Source organism: Stutzerimonas sp. NM35, from assembly GCF_054604355.1.
This window is the reverse complement of sequence record NZ_CM137728.1, coordinates 2,312,957-2,337,941: the sequence shown is the minus strand read 5'-3', so window position 1 is coordinate 2,337,941 and position 24,985 is coordinate 2,312,957. Positions and strand designations below refer to the sequence as shown.

The 24,985-nt window shown below is 62.1% G+C and carries 21 protein-coding genes; 12 read left to right on the top strand and 9 right to left on the bottom strand.

The window, feature by feature from the left end:
- Positions 1 to 97: 97 nt before the first annotated feature.
- From tcdA to ybaK, 6 genes are all read left to right on the top strand, one after another.
- Positions 98 to 913, top strand: a complete 816-nt coding sequence (gene tcdA / locus ACYCFC_RS10850) for a tRNA cyclic N6-threonylcarbamoyladenosine(37) synthase TcdA (RefSeq protein WP_459651594.1) — start codon at positions 98 to 100, stop codon at positions 911 to 913.
- A 72-nt stretch (positions 914 to 985) separates the two neighbouring features.
- Positions 986 to 1,525, top strand: coding sequence for a DUF3087 domain-containing protein (locus ACYCFC_RS10845; protein WP_459651593.1), 540 nt, complete (start codon positions 986 to 988; stop codon positions 1,523 to 1,525).
- A 213-nt stretch (positions 1,526 to 1,738) separates the two neighbouring features.
- Complete coding sequence (gene bglX / locus ACYCFC_RS10840; protein ID WP_459651592.1) at positions 1,739 to 4,030, top strand: beta-glucosidase BglX; 2,292 nt, start codon at positions 1,739 to 1,741, stop codon at positions 4,028 to 4,030.
- Between the two features lie 151 nt (positions 4,031 to 4,181).
- Positions 4,182 to 5,708, top strand: coding sequence for a glucan biosynthesis protein G (locus ACYCFC_RS10835; RefSeq protein WP_459653977.1), 1,527 nt, complete (start codon positions 4,182 to 4,184; stop codon positions 5,706 to 5,708).
- Entirely contained in the window at positions 5,653 to 8,076 is a 2,424-nt protein-coding gene (gene mdoH, locus ACYCFC_RS10830) for a glucans biosynthesis glucosyltransferase MdoH (RefSeq protein ID WP_459651591.1), read from the top strand. Before ACYCFC_RS10835 ends, mdoH begins: the two co-directional genes overlap by 56 nt.
- Before the next feature lie 42 nt (positions 8,077 to 8,118).
- Positions 8,119 to 8,589 (top strand): Cys-tRNA(Pro) deacylase, encoded by a 471-nt coding sequence (gene ybaK, locus ACYCFC_RS10825; RefSeq protein WP_459651590.1) that lies wholly within the window; start codon positions 8,119 to 8,121, stop codon positions 8,587 to 8,589.
- Between the two features lie 134 nt (positions 8,590 to 8,723).
- On the opposite strand, the gene mltF is transcribed toward ybaK, so the two are convergent.
- Positions 8,724 to 10,184, bottom strand: a complete 1,461-nt coding sequence (gene mltF, locus ACYCFC_RS10820) for a membrane-bound lytic murein transglycosylase MltF (protein ID WP_459651589.1) — start codon at positions 10,182 to 10,184, stop codon at positions 8,724 to 8,726.
- Between the two features lie 161 nt (positions 10,185 to 10,345).
- Between mltF and ACYCFC_RS10815 the strand changes: the two genes are divergently transcribed.
- Both ACYCFC_RS10815 and ACYCFC_RS10810 read left to right on the top strand, forming a co-directional pair.
- Positions 10,346 to 10,639, top strand: coding sequence for a GIY-YIG nuclease family protein (locus ACYCFC_RS10815; RefSeq protein WP_459651588.1), 294 nt, complete (start codon positions 10,346 to 10,348; stop codon positions 10,637 to 10,639).
- 67 nt (positions 10,640 to 10,706) lie between these two features.
- On the top strand, positions 10,707 to 11,645 hold the full coding sequence (locus ACYCFC_RS10810; protein WP_459651587.1) for a glutathione S-transferase family protein: 939 nt from the start codon (positions 10,707 to 10,709) through the stop codon (positions 11,643 to 11,645).
- A gap of 57 nt (positions 11,646 to 11,702) precedes the next feature.
- Here the strand turns inward: ACYCFC_RS10810 and ACYCFC_RS10805 are convergent, their stop codons facing one another.
- The 3 genes from ACYCFC_RS10805 to ACYCFC_RS10795 all read right to left on the bottom strand — a co-directional run bounded on the left by ACYCFC_RS10805 (position 11,703) and on the right by ACYCFC_RS10795 (position 15,604).
- A complete protein-coding gene (locus tag ACYCFC_RS10805) occupies positions 11,703 to 12,500 on the bottom strand; it encodes an undecaprenyl-diphosphate phosphatase (protein ID WP_181086871.1) in 798 nt (265 codons plus the stop codon).
- Positions 12,501 to 12,626: 126 nt separating this feature from the next.
- Positions 12,627 to 13,634 carry a nucleoid-associated protein YejK gene (gene yejK / locus ACYCFC_RS10800; protein WP_181086870.1) on the bottom strand — a complete coding sequence of 336 codons (1,008 nt, stop codon included), beginning with the start codon at positions 13,632 to 13,634 and terminating at the stop codon, positions 12,627 to 12,629.
- Between the two features lie 104 nt (positions 13,635 to 13,738).
- Positions 13,739 to 15,604 (bottom strand): KAP family P-loop NTPase fold protein, encoded by a 1,866-nt coding sequence (locus ACYCFC_RS10795; RefSeq protein ID WP_459651586.1) that lies wholly within the window; start codon positions 15,602 to 15,604, stop codon positions 13,739 to 13,741.
- Positions 15,605 to 15,929: 325 nt separating this feature from the next.
- Between ACYCFC_RS10795 and ACYCFC_RS10790 the strand changes: the two genes are divergently transcribed.
- A complete protein-coding gene (locus tag ACYCFC_RS10790) occupies positions 15,930 to 16,820 on the top strand; it encodes a prenyltransferase (RefSeq protein ID WP_459651585.1) in 891 nt (296 codons plus the stop codon).
- A gap of 4 nt (positions 16,821 to 16,824) precedes the next feature.
- On the opposite strand, the gene ACYCFC_RS10785 is transcribed toward ACYCFC_RS10790, so the two are convergent.
- Positions 16,825 to 18,453, bottom strand: a complete 1,629-nt coding sequence (locus ACYCFC_RS10785) for a methyl-accepting chemotaxis protein (protein ID WP_459651584.1) — start codon at positions 18,451 to 18,453, stop codon at positions 16,825 to 16,827.
- Between the two features lie 222 nt (positions 18,454 to 18,675).
- Here ACYCFC_RS10785 and ACYCFC_RS10780 point away from each other — a divergent pair, with 222 nt between their 5' ends.
- From ACYCFC_RS10780 to ACYCFC_RS10770, 3 genes are all read left to right on the top strand, one after another.
- Positions 18,676 to 19,881: an MFS transporter gene (locus ACYCFC_RS10780; RefSeq protein WP_181086860.1), complete on the top strand. Its 1,206-nt coding sequence runs from the start codon at positions 18,676 to 18,678 to the stop codon at positions 19,879 to 19,881.
- Positions 19,881 to 20,003: a hypothetical protein gene (locus ACYCFC_RS10775; protein WP_459651583.1), complete on the top strand. Its 123-nt coding sequence runs from the start codon at positions 19,881 to 19,883 to the stop codon at positions 20,001 to 20,003. Before ACYCFC_RS10780 ends, ACYCFC_RS10775 begins: the two co-directional genes overlap by 1 nt.
- A 145-nt stretch (positions 20,004 to 20,148) precedes the next feature.
- Positions 20,149 to 20,340 (top strand): hypothetical protein, encoded by a 192-nt coding sequence (locus ACYCFC_RS10770; protein WP_181086876.1) that lies wholly within the window; start codon positions 20,149 to 20,151, stop codon positions 20,338 to 20,340.
- A gap of 184 nt (positions 20,341 to 20,524) precedes the next feature.
- On the opposite strand, the gene rlmF is transcribed toward ACYCFC_RS10770, so the two are convergent.
- The 4 genes from rlmF to ACYCFC_RS10750 form a co-directional block, all read right to left on the bottom strand.
- On the bottom strand, positions 20,525 to 21,520 hold the full coding sequence (rlmF, locus tag ACYCFC_RS10765; protein WP_459653976.1) for a 23S rRNA (adenine(1618)-N(6))-methyltransferase RlmF: 996 nt from the start codon (positions 21,518 to 21,520) through the stop codon (positions 20,525 to 20,527).
- A gap of 43 nt (positions 21,521 to 21,563) precedes the next feature.
- Positions 21,564 to 22,733, bottom strand: coding sequence for a YbfB/YjiJ family MFS transporter (locus ACYCFC_RS10760; protein WP_181086859.1), 1,170 nt, complete (start codon positions 22,731 to 22,733; stop codon positions 21,564 to 21,566).
- 82 nt (positions 22,734 to 22,815) lie between these two features.
- Complete coding sequence (locus ACYCFC_RS10755; RefSeq protein ID WP_459651582.1) at positions 22,816 to 24,645, bottom strand: SLC13 family permease; 1,830 nt, start codon at positions 24,643 to 24,645, stop codon at positions 22,816 to 22,818.
- A gap of 14 nt (positions 24,646 to 24,659) precedes the next feature.
- Positions 24,660 to 24,956, bottom strand: coding sequence for a winged helix-turn-helix domain-containing protein (locus tag ACYCFC_RS10750; RefSeq protein WP_459651581.1), 297 nt, complete (start codon positions 24,954 to 24,956; stop codon positions 24,660 to 24,662).
- Positions 24,957 to 24,985: the final 29 nt, after the last annotated feature.

Below are 24,985 nucleotides of genomic sequence, written 5' to 3'. Positions count from 1 at the left end.
TTGGTTGTCTTCGTTGAGGTCGTTTGCTGTGTGGCCGGGCAGGTGAACCTTGCCAGGCGCAGGTCCTATAATCGGCTGACGTTTTTCAGGGGGCGGTATGTCTAGCGAAGATCAGCGTTTCGGCGGCATTGCCCGTCTGTATGGCCAGGCCGGGCTCGAACGGCTGGCGGCGGCGCATGTCGCCGTGGTCGGCATCGGTGGGGTCGGTTCCTGGGCGGCCGAGGCGCTGGCGCGCAGCGGCGTCGGCGAGATCAGCCTGTTCGATCTGGACGATGTCTGCATCACCAATACCAACCGCCAGATCCATGCGCTGGAGGGCGCGGTGGGCAAGCCCAAGGTGGACGAGATGGCGGCGCGCATCCGCGCCATCAACCCGGCCTGCGTGGTGCATGCGGTGGCCGATTTCGTCACCCGGGACACCATGGCCGAATACATCACCGAGCAGCTGGATTGCGTCATCGACTGCATCGACAGCGTGCCGGCCAAGGCCGCGCTGATCGCCTGGTGCAAGCGACGCAAGATCCAGATCATCGCCACCGGCGGCGCCGGCGGGCAGGTGGACCCGACGCAGATCCAGGTCACCGACCTGAACAAGACCTTCAACGACCCGCTGGCGGCCAAGGTACGCTCCCTGCTGCGCCGCGAGTACAACTTCTCGCGCACGCCGGGCCGCACCTACAGCGTACCCTGCGTGTTTTCCACCGAGCAGCTGCGTTATCCCAAGCCTGATGGCGGCGTCTGCCAGAGCAAGAGCTTCGTCGGCGAGGGGGTGAAGCTCGACTGCGCCGGCGGTTTTGGCGCGGCGATGATGGTCACCGCCAGCTTCGGCATGGTGGCCGCGGCGCGTGCGGTGGACAAGCTGGTGGCAGGCACACGGCGGCCAGCGGAGCGTGCAGATCGCGAAAAGTCCTGAGCTTGACCCTGTCTCTTGAGCGTTGCGCATGGATAATGCGCCAACGCAATTTCCGCCCTCGAAGGAACCCCGATGTCTGCATTCGAAATCAAGCCACTGAGTCCCGACGTCTACCGGCAGCAGACAAGACGCAGCACCCTGGTGGTCGCGGTGACCTTCGTGGTGCTTGCGATGGGCCTTTCCACAGTGGCCGTGACCGTATTCGGGCAGCCGGGCGGGGATAATCTGCGGCTGAATATCGCCGGTGTCGTGGCGGGTTTACTGCTGACCATTGCGCTGGTGCGGTTGGTCTACTGGCCACAGCCGTGGATGGCTTCGGCGGTGTACGGCTGGCGCCTCAAGCGCAGCCTGATGAATGTGACCAACGTGATGCATCACGTGAAAACGGGTGTGGTCATCGGCGATGAGTCGGCGATCAAGCTGTTGCGCTTCTACCATCTGGGCCTGACCCAGATGCATCAGCTGGATGCCAACAGCAGTTCGCTGCTCGACGTGAAGGCCGAGATCGAACGTCACCGGGAAAGCATGCAGGCGCAGGGCCTGGACCCCGATCAGCCGCGTCTCGAACCTGCCTGGATCGAGGCTGTGAAAAAGATCGACGCCGCGAAATGAACACGGTGATAATCGCCGCTTCGAAATCTCGATGATCTTTTGGCGCTGCGCGTAGCGAAGCGTAGCCGGTTAACCCGTTCAGATTCCTTTCACCCGGAGGCCTCCTGCTTTCGGGACGCATTTCGGTGCGAATGATTCAGCAATGCCACTACCCAGCGATCCGGCGGTCCAACTGCGGTGTGCTCGACAAGACGTGTCAGCAGGAAATCAATAATGAAAAAGCTGTGTCTGCTTGGCCTGATCGCCGTTTCGATCATGTTCCCGACATTGGCCGTCAGCGATCCCGCTGGACTGGACGACAAACCGGCGTTCATCGATCAGCTTTTGCAGCGGATGACGCTGCAGGAAAAAGTCGGCCAGTTGCGTTTGATCAGTATCGGTGCGGACATGCCCAGGGAGCGCCTTGCCGAGGAACTGGCTGCGGGAAACATCGGCGGCACCTTCAATTCGGTTACCCGGCAGGACAATCGTCCTTTGCAGGACGCCGCGTTGCGCAGTCGATTGAAGATTCCGATCTTCTTTGCCTACGACGTGGTGCATGGGCATCGCACGACCTTCCCCATCGGTCTTGGTCTGGCTTCGACCTGGGACATGCAGGCGGTGACCAAAGCCGGGCGTGCTTCAGCCATCGAGGCGAGCGCTGACGGGCTGGACATGACCTTCGCACCCATGGTCGACATCGCCCACGACCCACGCTGGGGGCGGACTTCAGAGGGTTTCGGCGAAGATCCCTACCTTGTATCCGAAATCGCCCGCACTATGGTCAGGGCCTATCAGGGTGAGTCGCTGCGCAATCCCGACAGCCTGATGGCCAGCGTCAAGCATTTCGCTCTGTATGGTGCGGTCGAGGGCGGGCGTGATTACAACGTGGTGGACATGAGCCCGCTGCGCATGCACCAGGATTATCTGCCGCCCTACCGTGCGGCCATCGATGCGGGGGCGGGTAGCGTGATGGTGGCGTTGAACACCATCAATGGCGTGCCGGCCAGCGCCAACCGCTGGTTGCTGCGCGACCTGCTGCGTGAAGACTGGGGCTTTTCCGGCGTGACCATCAGCGACCATGGAGCGATCACCGAACTGCTCCGCCATGGCGTGGCCGCCGATGGTCGCGAGGCGGCGAAGCTTGCGATCGACGCCGGGCTCGACATGAGCATGGCGGATTCGCTCTATGGTCAGCATCTGGCCGAGCTGGTGCAGGCGGGTGACGTACCGATACAGGCCGTCGACCAGGCGGTGCGCGAGGTGCTGGGCGCAAAATACGATCTGGGCCTGTTCCACGATCCCTACCGACGCATCGGCCAGGCCAGCGAGGACCCGATCGAGGTCAATGCCGAAAGCCGGCTGCATCGCCAGGTCGCACGCGAAGTGGCGCGACAGTCTCTGGTGCTGCTGGAAAACCGCAATGCCGTGCTGCCGCTCGACAAGGCCGGGACCATCGCACTGGTCGGGCCGCTGGCCGATTCGCATATCGACATGCTCGGCAGCTGGTCGGCGGCAGGGGTAGCGAAGCAGACGATCACCCTGCGTCAGGGCGTACAGGCCGCGCTCGGTGAGCGTGGCCGGCTGATCCATGCCCGTGGCGCCAACCTCACCGACGACCCGCGGATGGTCGAATACCTGAACTTCCTCAACTGGGACAACCCCGAGGTGGTGCAGGACCCGCGCCCGGCTGATGAGATGATCGCCGAGGCGCTCGCGGCAGCTGCGCAGGCGGACATCATCATCGCCGCGGTGGGAGAGTCGCGTGGCATGTCCCATGAATCTTCCAGCCGCACCAGTTTGCAGCTTCCCGCCAGCCAGCAAGCGTTGCTACGTGCCTTGAAAGAGACCGGCAAGCCGTTGGTGCTGGTGCTGATGAACGGCAGGCCGCTGAGCCTTGGCTGGGCGCAGGCCAATGCCGATGCAATGCTGGAAACCTGGTTCAGCGGCACCGAAGGCGGGCATGCCATCGCCGACGTGTTGTTCGGTGACTACAACCCCTCGGGCAAATTGCCCATCTCGTTTCCGCGCTCCGTGGGGCAGATCCCAATCTATTACAACCATTCACGCCTGGGCCGGCCCTTCGTCGAAGGCAAGCCGGGCAACTACACCTCGCAATATTTCGACGAGCCGAACGGTCCGCTGTATCCGTTCGGCTACGGTCTGAGCTATACGCAGTTCAGCCTGTCGCCACCGCGCCTGTCGACTGGCGTGCTTGCACCTGGCGAGCGTCTGGAAGTCAGCGTGACGCTGAAAAATATCGGTAAACGTGATGGTGCGACTGTGGTGCAGCTCTATATCCATGACCTGGCCGCCTCGGTGGTGCGCCCGGTCAAGGAGCTTAAGGGGTTTCGCAAGGTCTGGCTCAAGGCAGGCGAGCAGCAGCAGGTGCGTTTCAGCGTTGGCGAGCACGAGTTGAAGTTCGTCGATGCGCAACTGCGCCAGGTGGCCGAGGCGGGGATTTTCGAGGTGCAGGTAGGGCTCGATTCGCAGCACGTTCAGACGCAGCGGTTCGAGTTGCGCTGAGAACGACCGTTTCGGTTGCCGGGGAATCATTTGTGCGTGGCGTAGACCAACGAACGCGAGCAGGCGCTGTCCCGCTCGCTTTTTTCACCGTTCAGGAGGCACCGTGTTTACCACTTTGAATCAAGGATCGAGCGCCCGCGCCAGAAACCGGGTGCCGGGCAAGCTTCTGGGGCTGTGCCTGGCGTGCGTCGTCAGCAGCAGCTGGGCCTTCAGCCTGGATGATGTGGCCAGCAAGGCCGAGAAACTGGCGGCTTCCCCTTATCAAGCGCCGCAGAGCAATCTGCCGTCGGTATTTCGCCAGATGGCCTTCGCCGATTATCAGCAGCTGCGCTTTCGTGAAGACCAGGGTTATTGGCGTGATGCCGAAACACCTTTCGAGCTGCGCTTCTACCATCAGGGCATGCACTTCGACGTGCCGGTGAAGATCAACGAGATCACTGCCACCCGCGTCAATCAGATCCGCTACGATCCCGAGCTGTTCGAGTTCGGCAACGTCGACATCGATCCAGCCGCATTAAAGGATCTGGGCTTCGCCGGTTTCAAGGTGCTCTACCCACTGAACAAGGCGGACAAGCAGGATGAACTGATCACGCTGCTCGGCGCCAGTTATTTCCGTGTGGTCGGCAAAGGTCAGGTCTATGGTCTTTCAGCCCGCGGATTGGCCATCGACACCGCGCTGCCGAGCGGCGAGGAATTCCCGCGTTTCACCGAATTCTGGGTCGAGCGCCCACAGGCCGATCGCGGCAGCCTGCTGATCTACGCCTTGCTTGATTCGCCACGCGCCACCGGCGCCTATCGCATGGAAATCACGCCAGGCGAGGACAGCATCGTGGATGTGAAGGCGCAGGTCTTCCTGCGCGAGCCGGTGGAAAAATTCGGTATCGCGCCGCTCACCAGCATGTATCTGTTCGGTGCCAATCAGCCGAGCCAGCAGCTCAACTACCGCCCGCAATTGCACGATTCCGAAGGCCTGGCGATCCATGCCGGTAATGGCGAATGGCTCTGGCGTCCGCTGAACAACCCCAAGCGGCTGGCCGTCAGCAGCTACAGCGTGGAGAGCCCGAAGGGTTTCGGCTTGCTGCAGCGTACCCGTGATTTCGGGCGCTACGAGGATCTGGACGATCGTTACGAGCTGCGTCCCAGCGGCTGGATCGAGCCGGTTGGCGATTGGGGGAAGGGACGTGTGGAGCTGGTCGAGATTCCCACGCCGGATGAAACCAACGACAACATCGTGTCCTACTGGGTGCCGGAAAAGGCGCCGGTGCCGGGCGAGGCGGTCGAGTTCGCCTACCGCCTGCACTTCAGCATGGACGAGCCCGCACTGCATGATCCCGAACTCGCCTGGGTCGAGCAGACACGCCTGTCGACCGGCGACGTGAAGCAGTCCAACCTGATTCGCCAGCCCGATGGCAGCACGGCGCTGATCGTCGATTTCGTCGGGCCGAACCTGGCCAGATTGCCGGCGGATGCGCCGGTCAGCACCCAGGTCAGTGTCGATGACAACGTCGAGCTGGTGGAGAACAACCTGCGGCACAATCCGGTCAGCAACGGCTGGCGGCTGACCCTGCGCCTGCGGGTCAAGGACCCGGCGCGCCCGGTTGAACTGCGTGCTGCGCTGGTGGATGGCGAGAATACGCTGTCCGAAACCTGGAGCTATCAGATCCCCGTCCATGACTGAACACGCGCGGCAATCACCCGCTCGGGACTATCTCGCCGAGCTTTCCCGCGACGCCGGGCAGCGTGGGGTGCTGATCGAGGATCACCAGGGTCGCACCTGCATCCAGTCGACGCCGCCCATTGTGCGTACCCGAATGGTGCCGGAGCCCTGGCACACCAGCGTACTGCAACTGCGCTGGTGGCGCTTGCTGTTCAAGAAGAACCGCACGGTGGAGCAGCCGCCCGCGCCGCAATCCATCGATGGCTCCGGCTGGCGCAAGGTTGCTCATTACCGGCGCGCGGCCTTGCTGATCCTGATGCTGGTACAGACTGTCATTGCCACTTGGCACATGAAGGATGTGCTGCCTTACCAGGGCTGGGCGCTGGTCGATCTGCAGGAGGTCTACCATCAGCCACTGCAGCAGTCGGCGCGGCAGATCCTGCCGTACGTGGTACAGACCAGCATCCTGCTGCTGTTCGCGCTGCTGTTCTGCTGGGTTTCGGTGGGCTTCTGGACTGCGCTGATGGGTTTTTTCCAGCTGCTCAAGGGGCGTGACCGTTACAACATTTCCGCCACCAGCGCGGGCAATGAGCCGATCGCCGCAGAGGCGCGCACGGCGCTGGTGATGCCCATCGCCAACGAAGACGTGCCCAGGGTGTTCGCCGGGCTGCGGGCGACCTACGAATCGCTACTGGCCACCGGCGAGATCGAGCACTTCGATATCTTCGTGCTCAGCGACAGCAACGACCCCGATACCTGTGTGGCGGAGCAGAAGGCCTGGCTGGAATTGTGCCGCGAGGTCGATGGCTTCGGCCATATCTTCTACCGTCGCCGTCGGCGCCGGGTGAAGCGCAAGAGCGGCAACATCGACGACTTTTGTCGGCGCTGGGGCAGCAGCTACCGCTACATGGTGGTGCTGGATGCCGACAGCGTGATGAGCGGCGATTGCCTGACCAGCCTGGTGCGGCTGATGGAGGCCAACCCTGGCGCCGGCATCATCCAGACCGGGCCGAAAGCCTCCGGCATGGATACGCTCTACGCGCGCATGCAGCAGTTCGCCACGCGGGTCTACGGGCCGCTGTTCACTGCGGGCCTGAATTTCTGGCAGCTGGGCGAATCGCACTACTGGGGCCATAACGCGATCATCCGGGTCAAACCCTTCATCGAGCACTGCGCGCTGGCGCCGCTGCCGGGCAAGGGTTCCTTCGCCGGTGACATTCTCTCCCACGATTTCGTCGAGGCGGCGCTGATGCGCCGGGCCGGCTGGGGTGTGTGGATCGCCTACGACCTGCCGGGCAGCTACGAAGAGCTGCCGCCGAACCTGCTCGACGAGCTCAAGCGCGACCGCCGCTGGTGCCACGGCAACCTGATGAACTTCCGCCTGTTCCTGGTCAAGGGCATGCACACGGTGCATCGCTTCGTGTTCCTCACCGGCGTCATGTCCTACCTTTCGGCGCCGCTGTGGTTCACCTTTCTCGCGCTGTCCACCGGGCTGCTGGCGATCCATACGCTGATGGTTCCAGAATATTTCCTGCAGCCCAACCAGCTCTATCCGTTGTGGCCGCGCTGGCATCCGCAGGAGGCGATCGCGCTGTTCTCCGCGACGCTGACGCTGCTGTTCCTGCCCAAGCTGCTCAGCGTGCTGCTGATCCTGATTCAGGGGGCGAAGGAATATGGCGGTGGGGTCCGGCTGGTGCTGTCGATGATTCTGGAAACCCTGTTCTCGATGCTCCTGGCGCCGGTGAGGATGCTGTTCCATACGGTGTTCGTCACGGCGGCCTTCCTCGGCTGGTCGGTGCAATGGAAATCGCCGCAACGTGCCGACAACGCCACGCCCTGGGGCGAAGCCTTGCGTCGGCATGGCTCGCAGATGCTGCTGGGCGTGCTCTGGACCGCGCTGGTGGCCTGGCTCGATCCGGACTTTCTCTGGTGGCTGGCGCCCATCGTGGTGTCGCTGATCCTCTCGGCGCCAGTCTCGGTGCTTACCAGCCGTACCGGGCCGGGACTGGCGGCGTTCCGGCGCAAGTTGTTCCTGATTCCCGAGGAATACGACCCGCCCGCCGAGCTGGCCGCGACGGACCGCTACAACCAGCAGAACCAGGCTAATGCGCTGCACAATGGCTTTCTCGCTGCCACGGTGGACCCGCTGTATAACGCCATGGTCTGCGCGATGGGGCGCGCACGGCATGCCAAGGTGGTGCCGGCAGCCGAGGCGCTGCGTGAACAGCGCCTGCGGGAGATTCTCGATGCCGGCCCCGAAGGCCCAGCCGAAGCGACACGCTGGCGTTTGCTCAATGACCCGGACGGCATGGCGCGCCTGCATCACCGTGTCGTTCAGGACGAGCGCTATCGCGCCTGGCGTGAGGCCTACAAGGGGCGGCCCGCCTAGCCGCCTGTTAATATTCCGGCTTTCAATCGACCAGTTGCCGCCATGACACCCGCCATCGATCTGCTGAAAAAGACCAAGGCTGATTTCCGTGTCCATGCTTATGAACACGACCCGAAAACCGCCTCCTACGGGCTCGAAGCCGCCGAGAAGCTCGGCCTGGAAGCTGCCCGGGTGTTCAAGACCCTGCTGGTGTGCAGCGAAAAGAACGAACTGCTGGTCGCCGTAGTGCCGGTGATCGGCAGCCTTGATCTGAAGGCTCTGGCCCAGGCCGCCAAGGTGAAAAAGGTCGATATGGCGGACCCGGCGGCAGCGCAGCGGGTGACGGGCTATCTGCTCGGCGGGATCAGCCCGCTGGGGCAGAAAAAGCGTCTGCGCACCTTTATCGACAGCTCCGCGCAGGTGCTGTCGAGCATCTACGTCAGCGCTGGACGGCGTGGTCTGGAAGTGGAACTGACAGCGCAGGCGCTGGCCGAACGGACCGGTGCCAGCTTTGCGCCGATCGCGCGGGCGTGAGGCCGAACTGGCCGAATGAATTCGGCCCTGCGCGTCGAACGGTTGTAGGTCGGTGTAGGTCGGATTAGCCGAAGGCGTAATCCGACGGCTTGAAGGCGTAATCCGACGCCCCGAAGTCGCAACCTGACGGCCCCTTAAAGCGGCGGCAGACTTTCCCCAAGGTCCGTGGCATTGATGCCCGGCGTGTGTATCTCGCTGTGCACCAGCTGCTGGCCTTCCAGCTGTGGCTGGGTCACCCAGGTGAGGATGTCGTAATAACGACGGATGTTGGCTACGAAATGTACGGGCTCGCCGCCACGGGCGTAACCGTAGCGGGTTTTGCTGTACCACTGTTTCTGCGACAGGCGCGGCAGGATCTGCTTCACGTCCAGCCACTTGTTCGGATCCAGCCCTTCGGCTTCGGCCAGCTTGCGCGCATCCTCCAGGTGACCACCACCGACATTGTAGGCAGCCAGGGCGAACCAGGTTCGATCCGGTTCGAGGATGCTTTCGGGCAGATTGGCATGCACCAGCGCAATGTACTTGCCGCCGCCCTGGATGCTCTGCACCGGATCTACCCGGTCGGTGACACCCATTGCCTTCGCCGTGCCCAGGGTCAGCATCATCAGGCCACGTACCCCGGTTTTCGAGACCGCCTCGGGCTGCCAGTGCGATTCCTGGTAGCCGATTGCAGCCAGCAGACGCCAGTCCACACCATGAACCTTGGCCGTTTCGCGGAAGATCTTTTCGTAGCGCGGCAGGCGTTGCTGCAGATGCTTGGCAAAGGCGTAGGCGCCGACGTAGCCAAGTACATCGACATGCCCGTAGTAACGTTCGCGCAGGCGCTGCAGGGTGCCGTTTTCCCTGGCCTGTGCGAGAAAGTCATTGGCGGCGTCGAGCAGACTGTTGTCCTCATCCTTGCCGAGAATCCACGCCAGGCTGTTCTGCTCACCGAGATCGAAGGCTACCCGCGCGTTGGTGAAATACACCTGGTTGAGTGCCAGTTCGTTGGACTCGACCAGCGTCAGATCGACCTGACCTTCATCGACCATGCGCAGCAGATCGACGACCTCCACCGCGTCGGATTCTTCATAGCGCAGGTCCGGCAGTTCGGCCTGCAACGCCTTGAGTTTCTCCGCCTGGCTGCTGCCCTTGAGCACCAGAATGCGCTTGCCGACCATGTCCTGCGGCTGGGTCGGGCGCCGCTGATCCCGGCGGTAGACCACCTGGGTCGTGACATCCAGATAGGAGTCGGTGAAACGCGCGATTTCCTGGCGACCCTCGCTGGCAACCAGACCGGCAGCAGCCAGCGCCGGACCGCCGGGACGGTTGAGGCGGGTAAAAATCTCGTCGATATTCTCTGCCGTCTCGATCTGCAGTTCGACGCCGAGATGGCCGGCGAAGCGCTTGACCAGCTCGTATTCGAAGCCGGCTTCGCCGTTACGGTCCTGGAAATAGGTGGAGGGGCTGTTGCGGGTGATCACGCGCAGTACGCCTTCCTCCTTGATCCGCTCGACTGCGCTGGGGGGTTCAGCGCAGCTGGTGAGCATCAGGAGGAGTCCGGTCGCCAGCAACCAGGAGGTGCAGCGCTTGCGGAGTTGGGTTTGGGCAAACATCGGCGCAGTATACGCAAAGGCGAACCGCCACCATATATGGACATGATCGACGAACTTTGTTATCAGACCGCTGGAAACCCCCTCCTGTATGTTGCCGTGCTTCATCAGGCCTGTCGCGCCTTAGCCGGGTCGGCGTCTGCGGCTTTTGTCACCGAGATCCCATGAGCGATACCCCTGCAAAACCCTGGTTCGTCTATCTGGTGCGAGCGGCCAATGGGTCGCTGTACTGCGGCATCAGTGACGATGCCAAGCGACGCTTCGCCGCTCATCAGGATGGGCGCGGGGCGCGCTTCTTCCATACCAGCCCGGCGGTGGCACTGGTGTATGTCGAAGCCTGCGAAAGCAAGGGCGACGCGCTGCGCCGGGAGCGTGCGATCAAACGGCTGAAGAAGCCAGCCAAGGAAGCGTTGATCGAGCTGCAAAGTAATCCGGTGAATGGCCCGGTAATCAGCTGAACGGGTAGGCTGCCTGATCAGGGCCGAGTAAGCTGCCGTTCTACCTGGACAAGCGGCGGAGCCTGCCATGCATGACCTGATTCTGCATCACTATCCCACCTCGCCTTTTGCCGAGAAAGCGCGGCTGTTGCTGGGCTTCAAGCAACTCTCCTGGCGTTCGGTGACCATCCCGCCGGTGATGCCCAAGCCGGATCTGACCGCGCTCACCGGCGGCTATCGGCGCACGCCGGTGCTGCAGGTCGGTGCCGACATCTATTGCGACACGGCATTGATCGCACGTCGCCTGGAAGCGGAAAAAGCCACGCCGGCGCTGTTTCCCGAAGGCCGTGAATTCGTTGCCGCCGCCCTGGCCCAATGGGCCGACTCCGTTTTGTTCCTGCACGCGGTGAGCCTGGTGTTCCAGCCGGAATCCATGGCGCTGCGCTTCGCCCAGGTGCCCAGGGAATTCGTCCAGATTTTCAGCAAGGACCGCGCACAGCTGTTCAGTGGCGGTTCGGTTGCAGCCATTCCCCTGGAACAGGCCCGGAGCCACTGGCCGGTGCTGATGGCACGCCTGCAGCAACAACTGGCGCGAGAGGACGATGAGTTCCTGCTGGGCGGCGCGCCCTGCATCGCCGATTTCGCCGTCGCCCACTGCCTGTGGTTTCTCAAGGCCACGCCGGTGACTGCGCCGTTGGTGGAGGATTACCCGGACGTGGCTGCCTGGCTGGGCAAGCTACTGGGCGTCGGGCACGGTTCCCACAGCGAACTCTCGGCAGAAGAAGCCCTGACCATCGCCCGCGAGGCTACGCCTGCCGCGTTGCCGGACGAAGCATTCAGCGAGCCGAACGGTTTTCAGGTGGGTCAGCAGGTGGCCATTTGCGCGGTGGATTACGGCACCGATCCGGTCGAAGGCGAGCTACTGTTTGCCGGCACCGAGGAATTGATCCTGCGCCGCGAGGATGAGCGCGCCGGAGTCGTGCATGTTCACTTTCCCCGTATTGGTTATCGCATCGAGGCGCGCTGATACATCCAGCCCGCGAACGGCGTAATGCCGTTCCGCAGGCCTTTCATGTGCCGCGCCTCAGAGCGCAATGAACAGCAGCGTGACGCCCAGCAGCAAGCGATAGATCACGAAAGGCAGCATGCCCAGCGCATCGAGTGCCTTGAGGAACAGCTTGATGCAGAGGAAGGCCGCGACGAAAGACAGCGCGGCGCCGATGAAAATATCGTTCCACTGCGCGTGCTCTCCAGATTGGACCAGTTCGACTGCCTTCAGCCCACCTGCTGCGAGTATCAGCGGTATCGACAGCAGAAATGAAAAGCGTGCTGCGGTCTGCCGGGTAAAACCGAGTAACAGTGCGGCGGTCATGGTGATACCCGAGCGGGATGTACCCGGGATCAGCGCCAGCGCCTGGGCAAAGCCGATGATCAGCGCGCTTTTCCAGGTCAGCTGATCCATTTCGGCGACTCGCCGGCCCTTGATGTCCGCGTGCCACAGCAGCAAACCGAAGATGATGGTGGTGGCGGCGATTAACAGCATCGAACGGGTGTATTGCTCGATGTAGTCCTCCAGCAGCAATCCGATGATCGCCGCAGGCAGGGTACCGATGATGATTGCCCAACCCAGGCGGCTTTCGGCACTGACTTGCTGGCGAAAAACGTGCGCCAGCCAGCCGCGGGTAGTGGCAATCACTTCATGGCGAAAGCAGATCAGCACAGCGAGCAGCGTGCCCACATGCACCGCGACGTCGAACGCCTGTCCTTGGTCCGGCCAGCCGAGAACCTGGGAAGGAAGGATCAAGTGAGCCGAAGAGGAGATCGGGAGAAACTCGGTGATGCCCTGCACCAGGGACAGGATAATCAGGTGAAGCCAATCCATTGTGAGTCCTTACCAGAACGGGTCGTGCGGAGTTGCAGCTGAATGATTGAGCAGCCATGTGACTGACAAACCTGAATTTCATTCAGCAGCGAGCGGATTTTGTTCCGCTCGGGAGGTCGGCGAGGCTCAGTCCTTGCGGCGCTTGAGCTGATCGACCAGCTGGGTTGGCAACTGGCGGATGATCAGCATGTCGCGGGCCTCGTCGTACTCGATCTTCGAGCCCAGCAGGTGCGACTCGAAACTGATCGACAGGCCCTCGGCGCGCCCGGTGAAACGGCGAAACTGATTGAGCGTGCGCTTGTCCGCGGGAAATTCCGGGGCCATGCCGTAGTCCTTGTTGCGGATGTGGTCGTAGAAGGCCTTGGGCCGGTCTTCATCGATCAGGCCGGACAGCTCTTCCAGCGACACCGGCTCACCGATCTTCGACTGGCTGCTGGCATAGCCCACCAGCGCACTGGTTTTCTCCCGCGCTTGCTCTTCGGGCAGGTCCTCGCTCTCGACGAAATCGCTGAAGGCCTTGAGCAGCGTGCGGGTCTCGCCCGGCCCGTCGACGCCTTCCTGGCAGCCGATGAAATCGCGGAAATACTCCGAGACCTTCTTGCCGTTCTTGCCCTTGATAAAGGAAATGTACTGTTTGGACTGCTTGTTGTTCCGCCACTCGGAGATATTGATCCGCGTGGCCAGGTGCAACTGGCCGAGGTCCAGATGCCGCGCCGCCGCCACGTCCAGCGACTCGGTGACGGTCACGCCCTCGCTGTGATGCAGCAGGGCGATGGCCAGGTAATCGGTCATGCCCTGCTGGTAATGGGCAAACAGCACATGGCCGCCGGTGGACAGGTTGGATTCCTCCATCAGCTTCTGCAGATGCTCGACGGCCTGGCGGCTGAAGGCGGTGAAATCCTGGTTGCCCTCCATGTACTGGCTAAGCCAGCCGCTGAACGGATAGGCACCCGATTCCTCGTGAAAAAATCCCCAGGCCTTGCCCTGCTTGGCGTTGTAGCTCTCGTTGAGATCGGCCAGCAGATTCTCCATGGCCTGGGACTCGCCCAGCTCGCTGTCGCGGGCATGCAGCACGGCAGGCGTGCCGTCGGGCTTTTTCTCGATCAGATGGACGATGCAGTGACGGATGGGCATGGCGAACTCGCGGGCTGAATACAACAGAGGCGGCAGTTTACCCGAGAGTTGCCTTTGCGAGTGCCCGTCTCCCAGAGGCGGGTGTGGCTGATGAGGCGGTAAAGTTAGCCGAGGATTTCCAGGACTTTCCGTATGCGCGGCAGTGTTTCGCTGAGAAAGCCTTCCACATTGGGTTCCAGGCCGCCCGCCGGGTTGGCGGGGATTCCGATTTCAAACCACTCGAAATTGTGACGATCAGAAAAGCCGGCTGAGAGAATGCTGCTTCGCAGTGGCTCGGATCGCCGAGCGCGTGGAATGTAAAATTCGAACGAGTAGCTGGGAGGCGTTTCCCCTGCGTCAAGAACGATTTCGATCTGCTCAAGCCCCACAGTCTGGATGGGAGCGCTGGTCAGCCCTTTATGTATCAATGTCCAGAACTCACCTTCCCTTTTGGCCACTCTCTTTTTATTGATACGGCCCAGTTGCTCGTTTCCGGTTTGCGCCAGCAGGGTTTCCAGCAGCTGTCCGCAGTGTCTGTTGGCATCGTCCTTGGATATGTCCGTCCCCAGCGCCTGATTATTTTCGCTGTCGGTATCCGTAATGCTGGTCGAGCGTAGAGTTTTCCTTAACGCATGTACGCCGCCAGGTTCATCGATCAGCGCATGCAGTTCAAAAATGATGTCCCGAATATCGGCAGCTTTCTGCGTCAGTTCATGCTGAAGGATGAGTTTGAGCAGCGCCGGCTCCCAGTCAAAAGAACTGAAATCGCCTTCCAGATTGCGCAGGCGCTCATCATCCTCTTCCAGCGATAGATGCCAGGCGGATCGGGTGGTGTCTTCGTCCCAGTTTTTCGGGTTGGGCAGCCGGCACAGTGCCTTGTGTATTTCGGGGAAGGAAACCTGCAGGCAGACTACCGTGAGCAGAATCCTGAATTGCAGGTCCGGCGTGGCATCCAGATGTTGCGACGCTTTGTCTGTCTCGCTCGGGGCGGTTGCGTCAATGATGCTCAGCAAGGAAAGCGTGTTGATGATGCGCTTGATGCTTCGTGGAACGCCGTCGGTTGCCAGAAGTATCACTCGGTTGACGTCCTCGATCAGCTCGTCACGGTTCTGCTCGCCAACCAGTCCAGGCAGAACCTTTTCCAGCAAGCGCTCCAGCAGAACCGGAATGTTGTCACGGTAAGCCCCTGTAGGCATGGAAAAGGGAATCTGGATGATTTTGTCGAAGTACTGCCGGAATTCCCGCTGATTGCTCAGCTGATCGCCGAACTTCTTGCGTAGCCCCTTGATGACGACATCGTAATCAATGGCCAGAACGGAAATGCAGTTCTCGATATCGAATACGTTTTTCAGCACATCCAGAACTTCTACGGCTGTATCCGGCTGAATTCGATCAAGGTCGTCGACGAAGATGACGATTCTTTCGAGTTTGTTGGCTTTGTCTGCTATCAACGACTGAATGGCTTCGTTCAGATCCCTTCTGAGTTTTTTGAATGCCTGGGAAGGGCGCTGCTGCAGGTGAGGGACGCTGTCCTCGCCTGCTGGCAACGCAATACCGGCAAATGCCGCTGTCAGTCGAACGACAGTTTTGCCCAGCCGCAAAATATTCTGCTTTTGCTCTTCGCTGATTCTTATCTTGCCGGTTTTGTGTTTTTCCTGAATCTGCTCGGCCAGTTCGCCATAGGCGTTTTCGAGTAGTGAAAGAGCGATCTCGCCACTTTTCCCCGAGTTGGCAAACAGTGACTGCTGCCAGGCGTTGACATTGATGCAAAGGCTATCGCCACTGGTCTCCAGCTCATGTTGCAGGAGATTGATCAGGCTCGTCTTCCCACTGCCCCAGCCGCCCTGGATACCAATAGTGATAGGTGCGTCCGCAATCTTTATGAACTCCAACAGCCCTTTGGCATATTGATTGTTCTTGAGATGGTCATCGTCTTTGGTCTTTATCGGCTGGTCGCTGAAGCAACTGAGTTTGTTGGCTGGAGACTGCACATTATGTTCCTGTTGTTGAATGCACTGCGTTGTCATGATGCGTTTGGGTCTGCTGGAGGACGCAGGCTCAGAGTGCTTGCGGTATACACCAGAGGGGGCGGTGGGAGAGACGGAGTCGCTGACCTTTGACTTGGTTTCAAATAGCCTTGGCAATTTGATATCACATTTCCTGCCCAAGTCACTTGCGACCTTGTGGTCGTATAGGCGAAGCGCTGCAGAGCAAATTGACAGGGTGGAATGAATGCAGCGGGCTGGCGCACATCAATGATCTACGAGCGCTCTTGGCGTTAGCCTGCTGCTGGGTAATCCATCGCGGGAGTGGCATATGAACGAAGCCTGGGCCTTGCTCGGCGTGGTGCGTGGGCGGTTTCTGCTGTTGACGCTGAGCTGTGTGGCGCTCGGGGCAGCGCTGGCTGCAAACGGGCAAGGCGGGGCGGTGGCTGCGGGCGAGGCGTTGCTGGTGCTGCTCGGGGCGCTGGCCGCGCATGTGGCGGTGAATGCGCTCAACGAGTGGAGCGACTATCGCAGCGGCCTGGATCTGCGCACCCGTCGCACCGCTTTCAGCGGTGGCAGTGGCACGCTGGTGGCGCGTCCGGATCTGCTCGGTCGCACACTGATGCTTGGCCTCGGCAGCGTGCTGGCCTGCGTGCTGATCGGATTGTTTTTTCTGCTGCGCAAACCGCAGCTGCTGCTCAGCCTGGCGCCGCTCGGGCTGACGGGGTTGGCGCTGGTGCTGCTTTATACGCCCTGGCTGACGAGGCACCCCTGGCTGTGCCTGTTCGCACCGGGTCTGGGTTTTGCGCTGATGGTGCTGGGCGCGCGCATCGTGCTTGGTGGCCCGCTGGAGTGCCGCGACCTGCTGTTGATCCTGGTGCCTTTGCTGCTGAGCAACAATCTGCTGCTGCTCAGCCAGTTTCCCGATATTGACGCTGACCGCGCCGCTGGGCGGCGTACTTTGCCCATGCACCTTGGCTGTGAGAGTGCGCTGAAAGTGGCGCTGGCGCAGTGGCTGCTGGCTTACGGTGTGCTGTTTTTGATGCTTTTCAACAGTGAATCTGGTGGTGCCGCCCTGGGCCTGTTGACTCTGCCGCTGGCCCTGCGCGCCGCCTGGCTGCTGCGCAGCCAGCCGCAGCGGTTGTTGCCGGCGCTTGGGCTGAATGCGGCCATCAGCGTGGCGACGCCACTGCTGATGGGCCTGGGGTTGATGCTTCGTTAGCGGCTCAGAGCTGAAAGCGGCTGGTCAGCTTGTTCAGGTGGGTGGCCAGGCGTGTCAGTTCGTCGCTGGCGACCGAGGTTTGCTGGGCGCCGTCGGCGCTTTGCAGGGAAATGTCGCGGATGGCGATCAGGTTGCGGTCCACTTCTCTGGCCACCTGTGCCTGTTCTTCGGCGGCGCTGGCGATCACCAGATTCATTTCGTTGATGTGCCCGATCCGCTCGGCAATCCGTGCCAGTGCCTGATCGGCCTGGTTGGCCATTGCCTGGCTGCGCGCGGTCACCTGAGCGCTTTCCTGCATCTCGCTCACCACCGCCTGGGTGGATTTCTGGATCGCTTCGACCATGTGCTCGATTTCCAGGGTCGAATTGCGGGTGCGTTGCGCCAATCCGCGAACTTCGTCGGCGACTACAGCGAAGCCGCGCCCGGATTCGCCGGCGCGGGCCGCTTCGATGGCGGCGTTGAGCGCCAGCAGGTTGGTCTGCTCGGCGATGCCCTGGATCACCACCAGAACCTGGCCGATGGATTGCGCTTCGGTCGCCAGCCGCCCGATGGTTTCCTGAGTCTGATCGAGCTTGACGCTCAACTGATCGATGCTGTTGCGGGTGGTGGCAACCTGCTGCAAGCCGTCATCGGCTTCACGAGCGGCCTCGCTGGAGGCGGTCGAGGTGTTCGTGGCATTGGCGGCAACCTCGTCCACGGCGGCGGACATTTCGGTCACGGCGGTGGCGGCCTGCTGCACTTCATCGTTCTGGCGGGCAATGCCGCGTGCGCTGTCTTCGGTTACGGTGTGCAGCTCTTCGGCTGCAGAGGCCAGTTGGCTGACCGAGCCCTGAATGCCGCCAATCAGCGCGGCCAGTTGCTGTTGCATGTCGTGGGTGGCGGCGAGCAGGCTGTCACGGTCGCCGGGGGCAACCGGTATTGTCCGCGTCAGGTCGCCGCTGGCGATCAGGCGCAGGGTCTGGGCCGCCTCGGCGGGTTCACCGCCGATCTGGCGGAATACGCTCCGGCCCACCAGAAAAGTGGCCGCCACCACCAGTAGCAGGGTTGTCAGGCTGATCAGCAGAGCCATGCGTGAAGAATTGTCGAGTCCGTCTATCAGGCTGGCGTGACGGGCTTCAGCCGCCTGGTCACTGCTTTTCACCAGTTCCAGCAACTGGTCGCGCAGCGTGCGCCAAGCTGGAGTTTCCTGTTTGACCAGCAGGTCGCGGGCCTGCTCTGTCTGTCCGGCTTTGACCTGTTCGATCACCTGTGCCTGCAGGGGCGGCCAGTTGCGCAGATGCTGTTCAAGCCTCTCGGCCTCGGCCCGGCGGGACGGATCTCTGGCCAGCAGCTCGGCCAATTGTGTGCCGCCCTGGTTGAGCTGTTCCAGGGCTGACTGGTGGTTCAGGTAAGCCTGGGGATTGGCCGGGTCGATAAGGATATTGCGCAGGGCCTGGCCCATTTGCAGGCCGTTGGCGTAGGTTTGGGTAGCCAGTTTGCTGAGCATCACATAGCGTTCGACATATTCTGTCAGTTGCTGCCGACTGCGCTCGGTATACAGCAGTGTCATCGCCGCCAGTACCAGAACGCCGAGCACACTGGCGCAGCCCAGTAGCGATAGTCGTGCCTTGAGTGTCTGTGTACGTATGATCATTGCCTCTCCTTGATGTCCTTGCGAGTCGTGTCGTGAAGCCATACTGGGGTATGTATCGGGTTGTGTTTCAGAAACTTGACCAGAATCAGGCTCAAGGGATAACTCTATCGCCCCAGGCTGGTTCGTGGGGTCAGAGGCAGGCTTCGCCTGAATTGTGTTTCGCTTGCGCGGTGAAGCTTTGGCCCGAGTAGACTGGCTGCCTTTTTCGCAAGAGATGTTTCTATGACTTCTGCGTGGCGCAACAGCGCCTGGATTCTGTTCGGCAGCTCGCTGATTCTCGCCGTGTCGCTGGGCGTGCGGCATGGTTTTGGGCTGTTTCTGCCGCCGATGAGCGCGGAGTTCGGCTGGGGGCGGGAAGTATTCGCCTTTGCCATTGCCTTGCAGAACCTGATCTGGGGCTTGGCGCAGCCTTTCACCGGAGCGCTGGCGGACCGCTTTGGTGTGGCCCGCACTGTGCTGGTCGGTGGCGTTCTCTACACCGTCGGGCTGGTGCTGATGGCGCTGGCCGATACGCCGACATCGCTTTCGCTGAGCGCCGGGCTGCTGATCGGCATCGGTCTGTCGGGGACTTCGTTCTCGGTGATTCTCGGCGCGGTGGGTCAGGCGGTGCCTGCGGAAAAGCGCAGCATGGCGATGGGGATCGCCGCAGCCGCCGGTTCCTTCGGCCAGTTTGCGATGCTGCCGGGCACGCTGGGTCTGATCAGCTGGCTGGGCTGGTCCTCGGCGTTGCTGGCGCTGGGGTTGCTGGTGGCGCTGATCGTGCCGCTGGCGGCGATGTTGCGCGGTGGGCCGCGAGTGCCTGATACCGGCCCGCGCCAGTCACTGTCCGAGGCGTTGCGCGAGGCGGTGGGGCACTCGGGCTTTCGCCTGCTGGCGCTGGGCTTCTTCGTCTGTGGTTTCCAGGTGGTCTTTATCGGTATTCACCTGCCGGCCTATCTGGTGGATCGCGGCTTGCCGGCGACGACGGGAACCACGGTGCTGGCGCTGGTCGGACTGTTCAATATCGTTGGCACCTACACCGCAGGCTGGCTGGGCGGGAGGTACTCGAAACCCAAACTGCTGACCGGGCTGTACCTGATGCGTGCGGTGGTCATCAGCACGTTCTTCTTCGCCCCGCTGACGCTCTGGACGGCCTATGGCTTCGGCATCGCCATGGGGCTGTTGTGGCTGTCCACGGTGCCGCTGACCAACGGTACCGTGGCGACGCTGTTCGGGGTGCGCAACCTATCGATGCTTGGCGGCATCGTCTTCCTGTTCCATCAGATTGGCTCGTTCTGCGGCGGCTGGCTGGGCGGCTGGGTCTACGACCGTACCGGCAGCTACGACCTGGTCTGGCAGATATCCATCGCTCTGTGCTTTATGGCCGCCGCCTTGAACTGGCCGATCCGCGAGCAGCCGGTGGCGCGCATGCGTCTGGAGACGGCCTGATGAACAGAGGGTGGTTGTGGCTGGCCGGCATCGCCGTGGTGGCACTGTTGCTGGCCGCCGCCTGGTGGGGCTGGCAGTACGGTAGTTTGGCCCTTCTGCAACTGGGCGTGGGAATCTGCTGATCGTTGCTTTACGCTATTTTTCAGGTGGTTACGGAATCAATTCGATGCGAGTGGCTCCAACAGGCGAGACGAATACGGCTGTCGCAGAATCGTCATCAAAGCCCTGTACAAAGCTGCGGCATGCAGTCACCTGGAGCACCGAATGATGTCCACTATTACCGAACTCGCGCAACAGATCGCCCAGCTCTATCCCCTGCAGGACAAGCATGTCGGCAAGCGCTACCGCGTGGTAGGCGAGCTTGCCGGAATGACCGAGCTGGAAGAGATCAATGGTGAGCCGCGCTATATCCAGACGCTGGCACTGAAGGATCGCCAGCGCTGGGACCTGGTGGTCTGAAAAACTACCTGCGTTGCCAATACTTCGTTAAAAACAGGCTCGGAAAGCCGCTTGCGGCTAACGCGCTTCAGCGCGGCCCGGAGGGCGAACGAAGTGAGTACTGCTCATTTAGGCTACTAAACTCCGCGTCCTCGCCTGTTTTTTCCTCGTCTTGCCTGCCTCGTCTATGTTTTTCAATAGCCAGTTACGCCGGCTGGCCGTGCGGGGCGGCAAGCCATTGCGCGCGCTGCGCGTCATCGAGAAAGGTCCAGGCGACGAAGCGGCTACGCTTCTGGCCCTGTGACATATCCCTGATCCGCACCTGTCTGGCGCCGAGCTTTTTCAGGCGTGCCTGCAGTGGCTGAACGTTCCCGGCCTTGGACACCAGGGTGGTGAACCAGCAGACCTGCTGCGCCACACCGGTACTTTCATTGGCCATGCGGGCGAGGAATGCCGCTTCGCCACCTTCACACCAGAGTTCTGCTGCCTGACCACCGAAGTTGAGCGCCGGAAGCTTGCGTTTGGGGTCGAGCTTGCCGAGGTTGCGCCACTTGCGCTGGCTGCCGCTGCTGGCCTCGGCCTGGGAAGCGTGGAAGGGCGGGTTGCACAGGCTGATGGCGAAACGGTCGCTGATTTGAACGAGTCCCTGGAAAACATGCAGCGGATCGCTCTGCTGGCGCAGGCTGATGCCTTTGCCAAGCTGGTTCGCTGCGACGATGGTGCGCGCCGAGGCCAGCGCGACGGCATCGATATCCGAGCCGGTGAAGCGCCAGCCATATTCGCGCAGGCCGATCAGCGGGTAGATGCAGTTGGCGCCGGTGCCGATGTCCAGTGCGTGGATGCGCGCGCCGCGTGGAATCTCGCCGGCGTTGTCTTCGGCCAGCAGATCGGCCAGACCGTGCAGGTAATCGGCGCGACCGGGAATCGGCGGGCACAGGTAGCCTGCGGGGATATCCCAGTGGGCGATGCCGTAGAACTGCTTGAGCAGTGCGCGATTGAACACGCGCACGGCGTCCGGATTGGCGAAGTCGATGCTCTGCTTGCCGTAGGGATTGATTATCACGAACTGCGCCAGCGCCGGGCTGGCGGCAATCAGGGCCGGAAAGTCATAGCGGCCCGTATGACGGTTGCGTGGGTGCAGCGAGCCTTTGACGCTGTCGGGCTTGGGGGAAGCTGAGGCGGGTTTCTTCGGAGCAGGCATGATCTTCAACGAGGCAGGAAACCCGCGCATTGTCCCACAGCTTTCAGCCTCGGCGCGGCACCAGCAGCATCCAGAACAGTCCCCAGAACAGTGCCCCGGCGCCGAGCCAGAAAGCGCTGTGCAGGGTGCCGCCCATGTCCAGCCAGATGCCGGTAAGCCAGGGGCCAGCCAGCTGGGTCAGGCCGTAGAGGGCGATCAGTGCCGCCGACAGCCGTGGCCCCTGGTGCGGGTGCAGCGAGCGTGCCAGGCGCTGGGTCAGTAGTACGGTACCGAGGAAGGTACCGCCTACCAGCACCGCACAGAGCAGAATGCCGCTTGCAGCCGGCAGCAGCAGAGCCGCCAGTACGCCGAGCAACTGCGTGATGTAGCTCAGACGCAGTGCAACGACGTCGCCCAGCTGCACGCCCAGGCGGTTCCACAACCAAGGAGCGGGCAAGGTGGCGAGTGCGACCACCAGCCAGCTGCTGTCGATCAGAAAATCGCCGGGCTCCACCTGCAGGCGTGCCACCATCGGCAGGAAGGTCATGGGCAGGATGTAGCCCAGTCCGGCCCCGGCGTAGGAGAGAAACAGCGGCGTACTGGCGCGATCCAGCAGGCGTCCGCTGGGTTTTTCTGCAGTTTTCTGCGCGGGCTCCTCATCCGGCATGTCCAGTTTTGCCAGCTGTCGCCAGCCCCACCAGGCCAGGGGGATGGACAGCAGCGCCGCGGGCCACCAGCGATCGGCCCCCTGCAAAACGCCATTGCTCAGGCTGACCAGCAGGCTGGAGAGAATCAGCCCCACGCATACCCCCAGGTACACCAGCCCGCTGGAGGAAACCCGGCGATGGCGCGCCAGCCATTCGAGAATCAACGACGGCGCCTGCACGAATACCAGGCCGTTGCTGATGCCGTTGAGCAGGCGCAGGGCCGAGAGCGCATCGGACGATTCCGCCTGGGTCTGGGCCAGGGTGCTGAGCACATGCAGGGCCAGCGCCCAGGGCAGGCTGCGGCGGATCTGCGTGACGCGATGCCAGCGCACGGCGAGTAGGGCGCCGATCAGGTAGCCCAGGTAATTCCAGGTGGCGATACTGGCGCCCTGCTGGATATCGAGCAGGCCGTCTTCCACCAGCCAGGGCAGTAAAGGCGTGTAGATAAAGCGACCCAGACCGTGGACTACGAGCAGCAGGACGGCGCCGGCCAGCAGGACCGGAAATAATGCAGGGCGTTGGGACATGAGCGTTCTTGTTCTGTAAAACGACGAGAGTAGCGCTAGAGACAGCGCCATGACATGCCACTTTTTATTGAGTGCGCGGAGCCTACAAGGGAAATAGCCTGGGTACCAGAACAACCGAAACCAGCATTACCAGTAGCGTAAAGGGCACGCCGACACGCACGAAATCGCCGAAACGGTACTGTCCCGGCCCCAGCACCAGAGTGTTCACCGGGGACGAGATCGGTGTCATGAAGGCTGCCGAGGCCGCCAGCGCGACGATCATCGCAAAGGGATAGGGTGACGCATCCAGCTGTGCCGCGATGGATACCGCCACCGGCGCCATCAGCACGGCAGTGGCGGTATTGGATATGAACAGGCCGATTACCGCCGTGAGCAGAAACAGGCAGGCCAGCAGGGCATGCGGCCCGGCATCGCCGAACAGGCCTATCAGGCCGGACACCGCCAGCGCGATGCCGCCGGTTTTCTCCAGCGCCAGGGCAAAGGGCAGCATGCCGACGATCAGCACCAGGCTCTGCCAGTGAATGGACTTGTAGGCGCTGTCCATATCGATACAGCGGAACAGCCCCATCACCAGGCAGCCGATCAGCGCGGCCAGCACATTGGGCACCAGCCCGCTGACCATCAGGCCGACCATCACCGCCAGGCCCAGCAGGGCGAAAGGTGCGCGGCTGGCGGCGGGGGCCACGTCGTCGATCTCGGCGGGCAGGCTGAGCACCAGGAAGTCGCGGCTGAGCCCCTGCAGGCGATGAATGTGTTTCCAGCTGCCGGCCACCAACAAGGTGTCGGCAGGTTTCAGCTTCTCGTCCACCAGTACGCCTTCCAGCGCCTGATGCTGCCGGCGCACACCGACCACGTTGAGCTTGTAGGTGCTGCGAAAGCCCAGCTGCTGGATGGTCTTGCCCGGCAGGCGCGAGTCCGGCGGCAACGCCACCTCGGCCAGCCCCAGTTCGTTGGCATAGTCGCCGTAGTAGGAATCGCCCAGCTGCAGCGGCTCGACGCCAAGTTCCTGATAGGCGCCCAGCAGGCCGATGGCCGGGCTGGCCAGGTCCACCAGCAGCACATCACCGACGAAAAGCTCGGTATTGCCGGTGGCGATCAGCAGCAGCCTGCGAAACTTGTGTTGCCGTTCGATGGCGATCACGTTGATGCCGTACTGGCTGCGCAGTTTCAGCTCATCCAGCGCCTGATTGGCCAGGGTCGAGCCAGGCAGCACGCGCAGTCGCCGCTCGCGTTCAGGCAGGCGGTAGCGCTGGGCAAGGATATCAAGGGTGTCACGTGGTTCGGTCGGCGCTTCCTTCGCGGCATCGCCGCCAAGCCAGCGGCGGGCCAGCAGCATATAGCCGATGCCCAGTACCAGCACTGTCAGGCCAATGGGGGCGAAGCTGAAAAAGGCAAAGCCGTCCAGTCCGGCGCGTCGCAGTTCGCTGTGTACCACCATGTTCGGCGGCGTCGCCACCAGAGTGAGCATGCCGCTGATCAGACCGGCGAATGCCAGCGGCATCATCAGCCGGCGCGGCGAAACCTTCATGCGGGCGGCGATGCTCAGCACCACGGGAATGAAGATTGCCACCACGCCGGTGGAGCTCATCACCGAGCCCAGGCCCGCCACGGCGAACATCAGCAGGATCAGCAGGCGGGTTTCACTGCTGCCAGCCGAGCGCACCAGCCAGTTGCCGAGACGATAGGCAACGCCGGTGCGCACCAGGCCGTTGCCGATCACGAACAGCGCGGCGATCAGCACCACACTGGGGTCACTGAAGCCGGCCAGCGCCTCGTTGATGCTGATGACACCGGTCAGCGGCAGGGCGACCATCGCCAGCACTGCGACCACGTCCATGCGCGGTTTGTTGATGACGAACAGCCCGACACAGGTGGCTAGCAGGGTGAGAACCAGCAGCAGATCGAAATTCATGGTGGGATGCAGGATCAGGGATAGCCGAGAACGGTTTTGAGCTGGGGCAGGTTGCACTCGATCCACTGGCGGTCGATGGCACCCCAGTCATGGATGCGGTAGTGGCCGGCGTTATGGCGTTCGCCATCGTCCTGGGTGAAGCGGCAGTCGATATCCAGATCGGCAAGTGCGGCCAGGGTGTCCTGGGCGGTACGCCTGGGCATTCCGGTCGCGGCCATCAGTGCCGGGACGCTGGTGGCCGTGCCGCTGTCGATCAGCCAGGCGACATAGAGACGTCGATAGAAGCTGGTTTTGGTCTTGCTGACGGTCATTGCCGGTCCTCGGGCCGTGGCGATTGCAA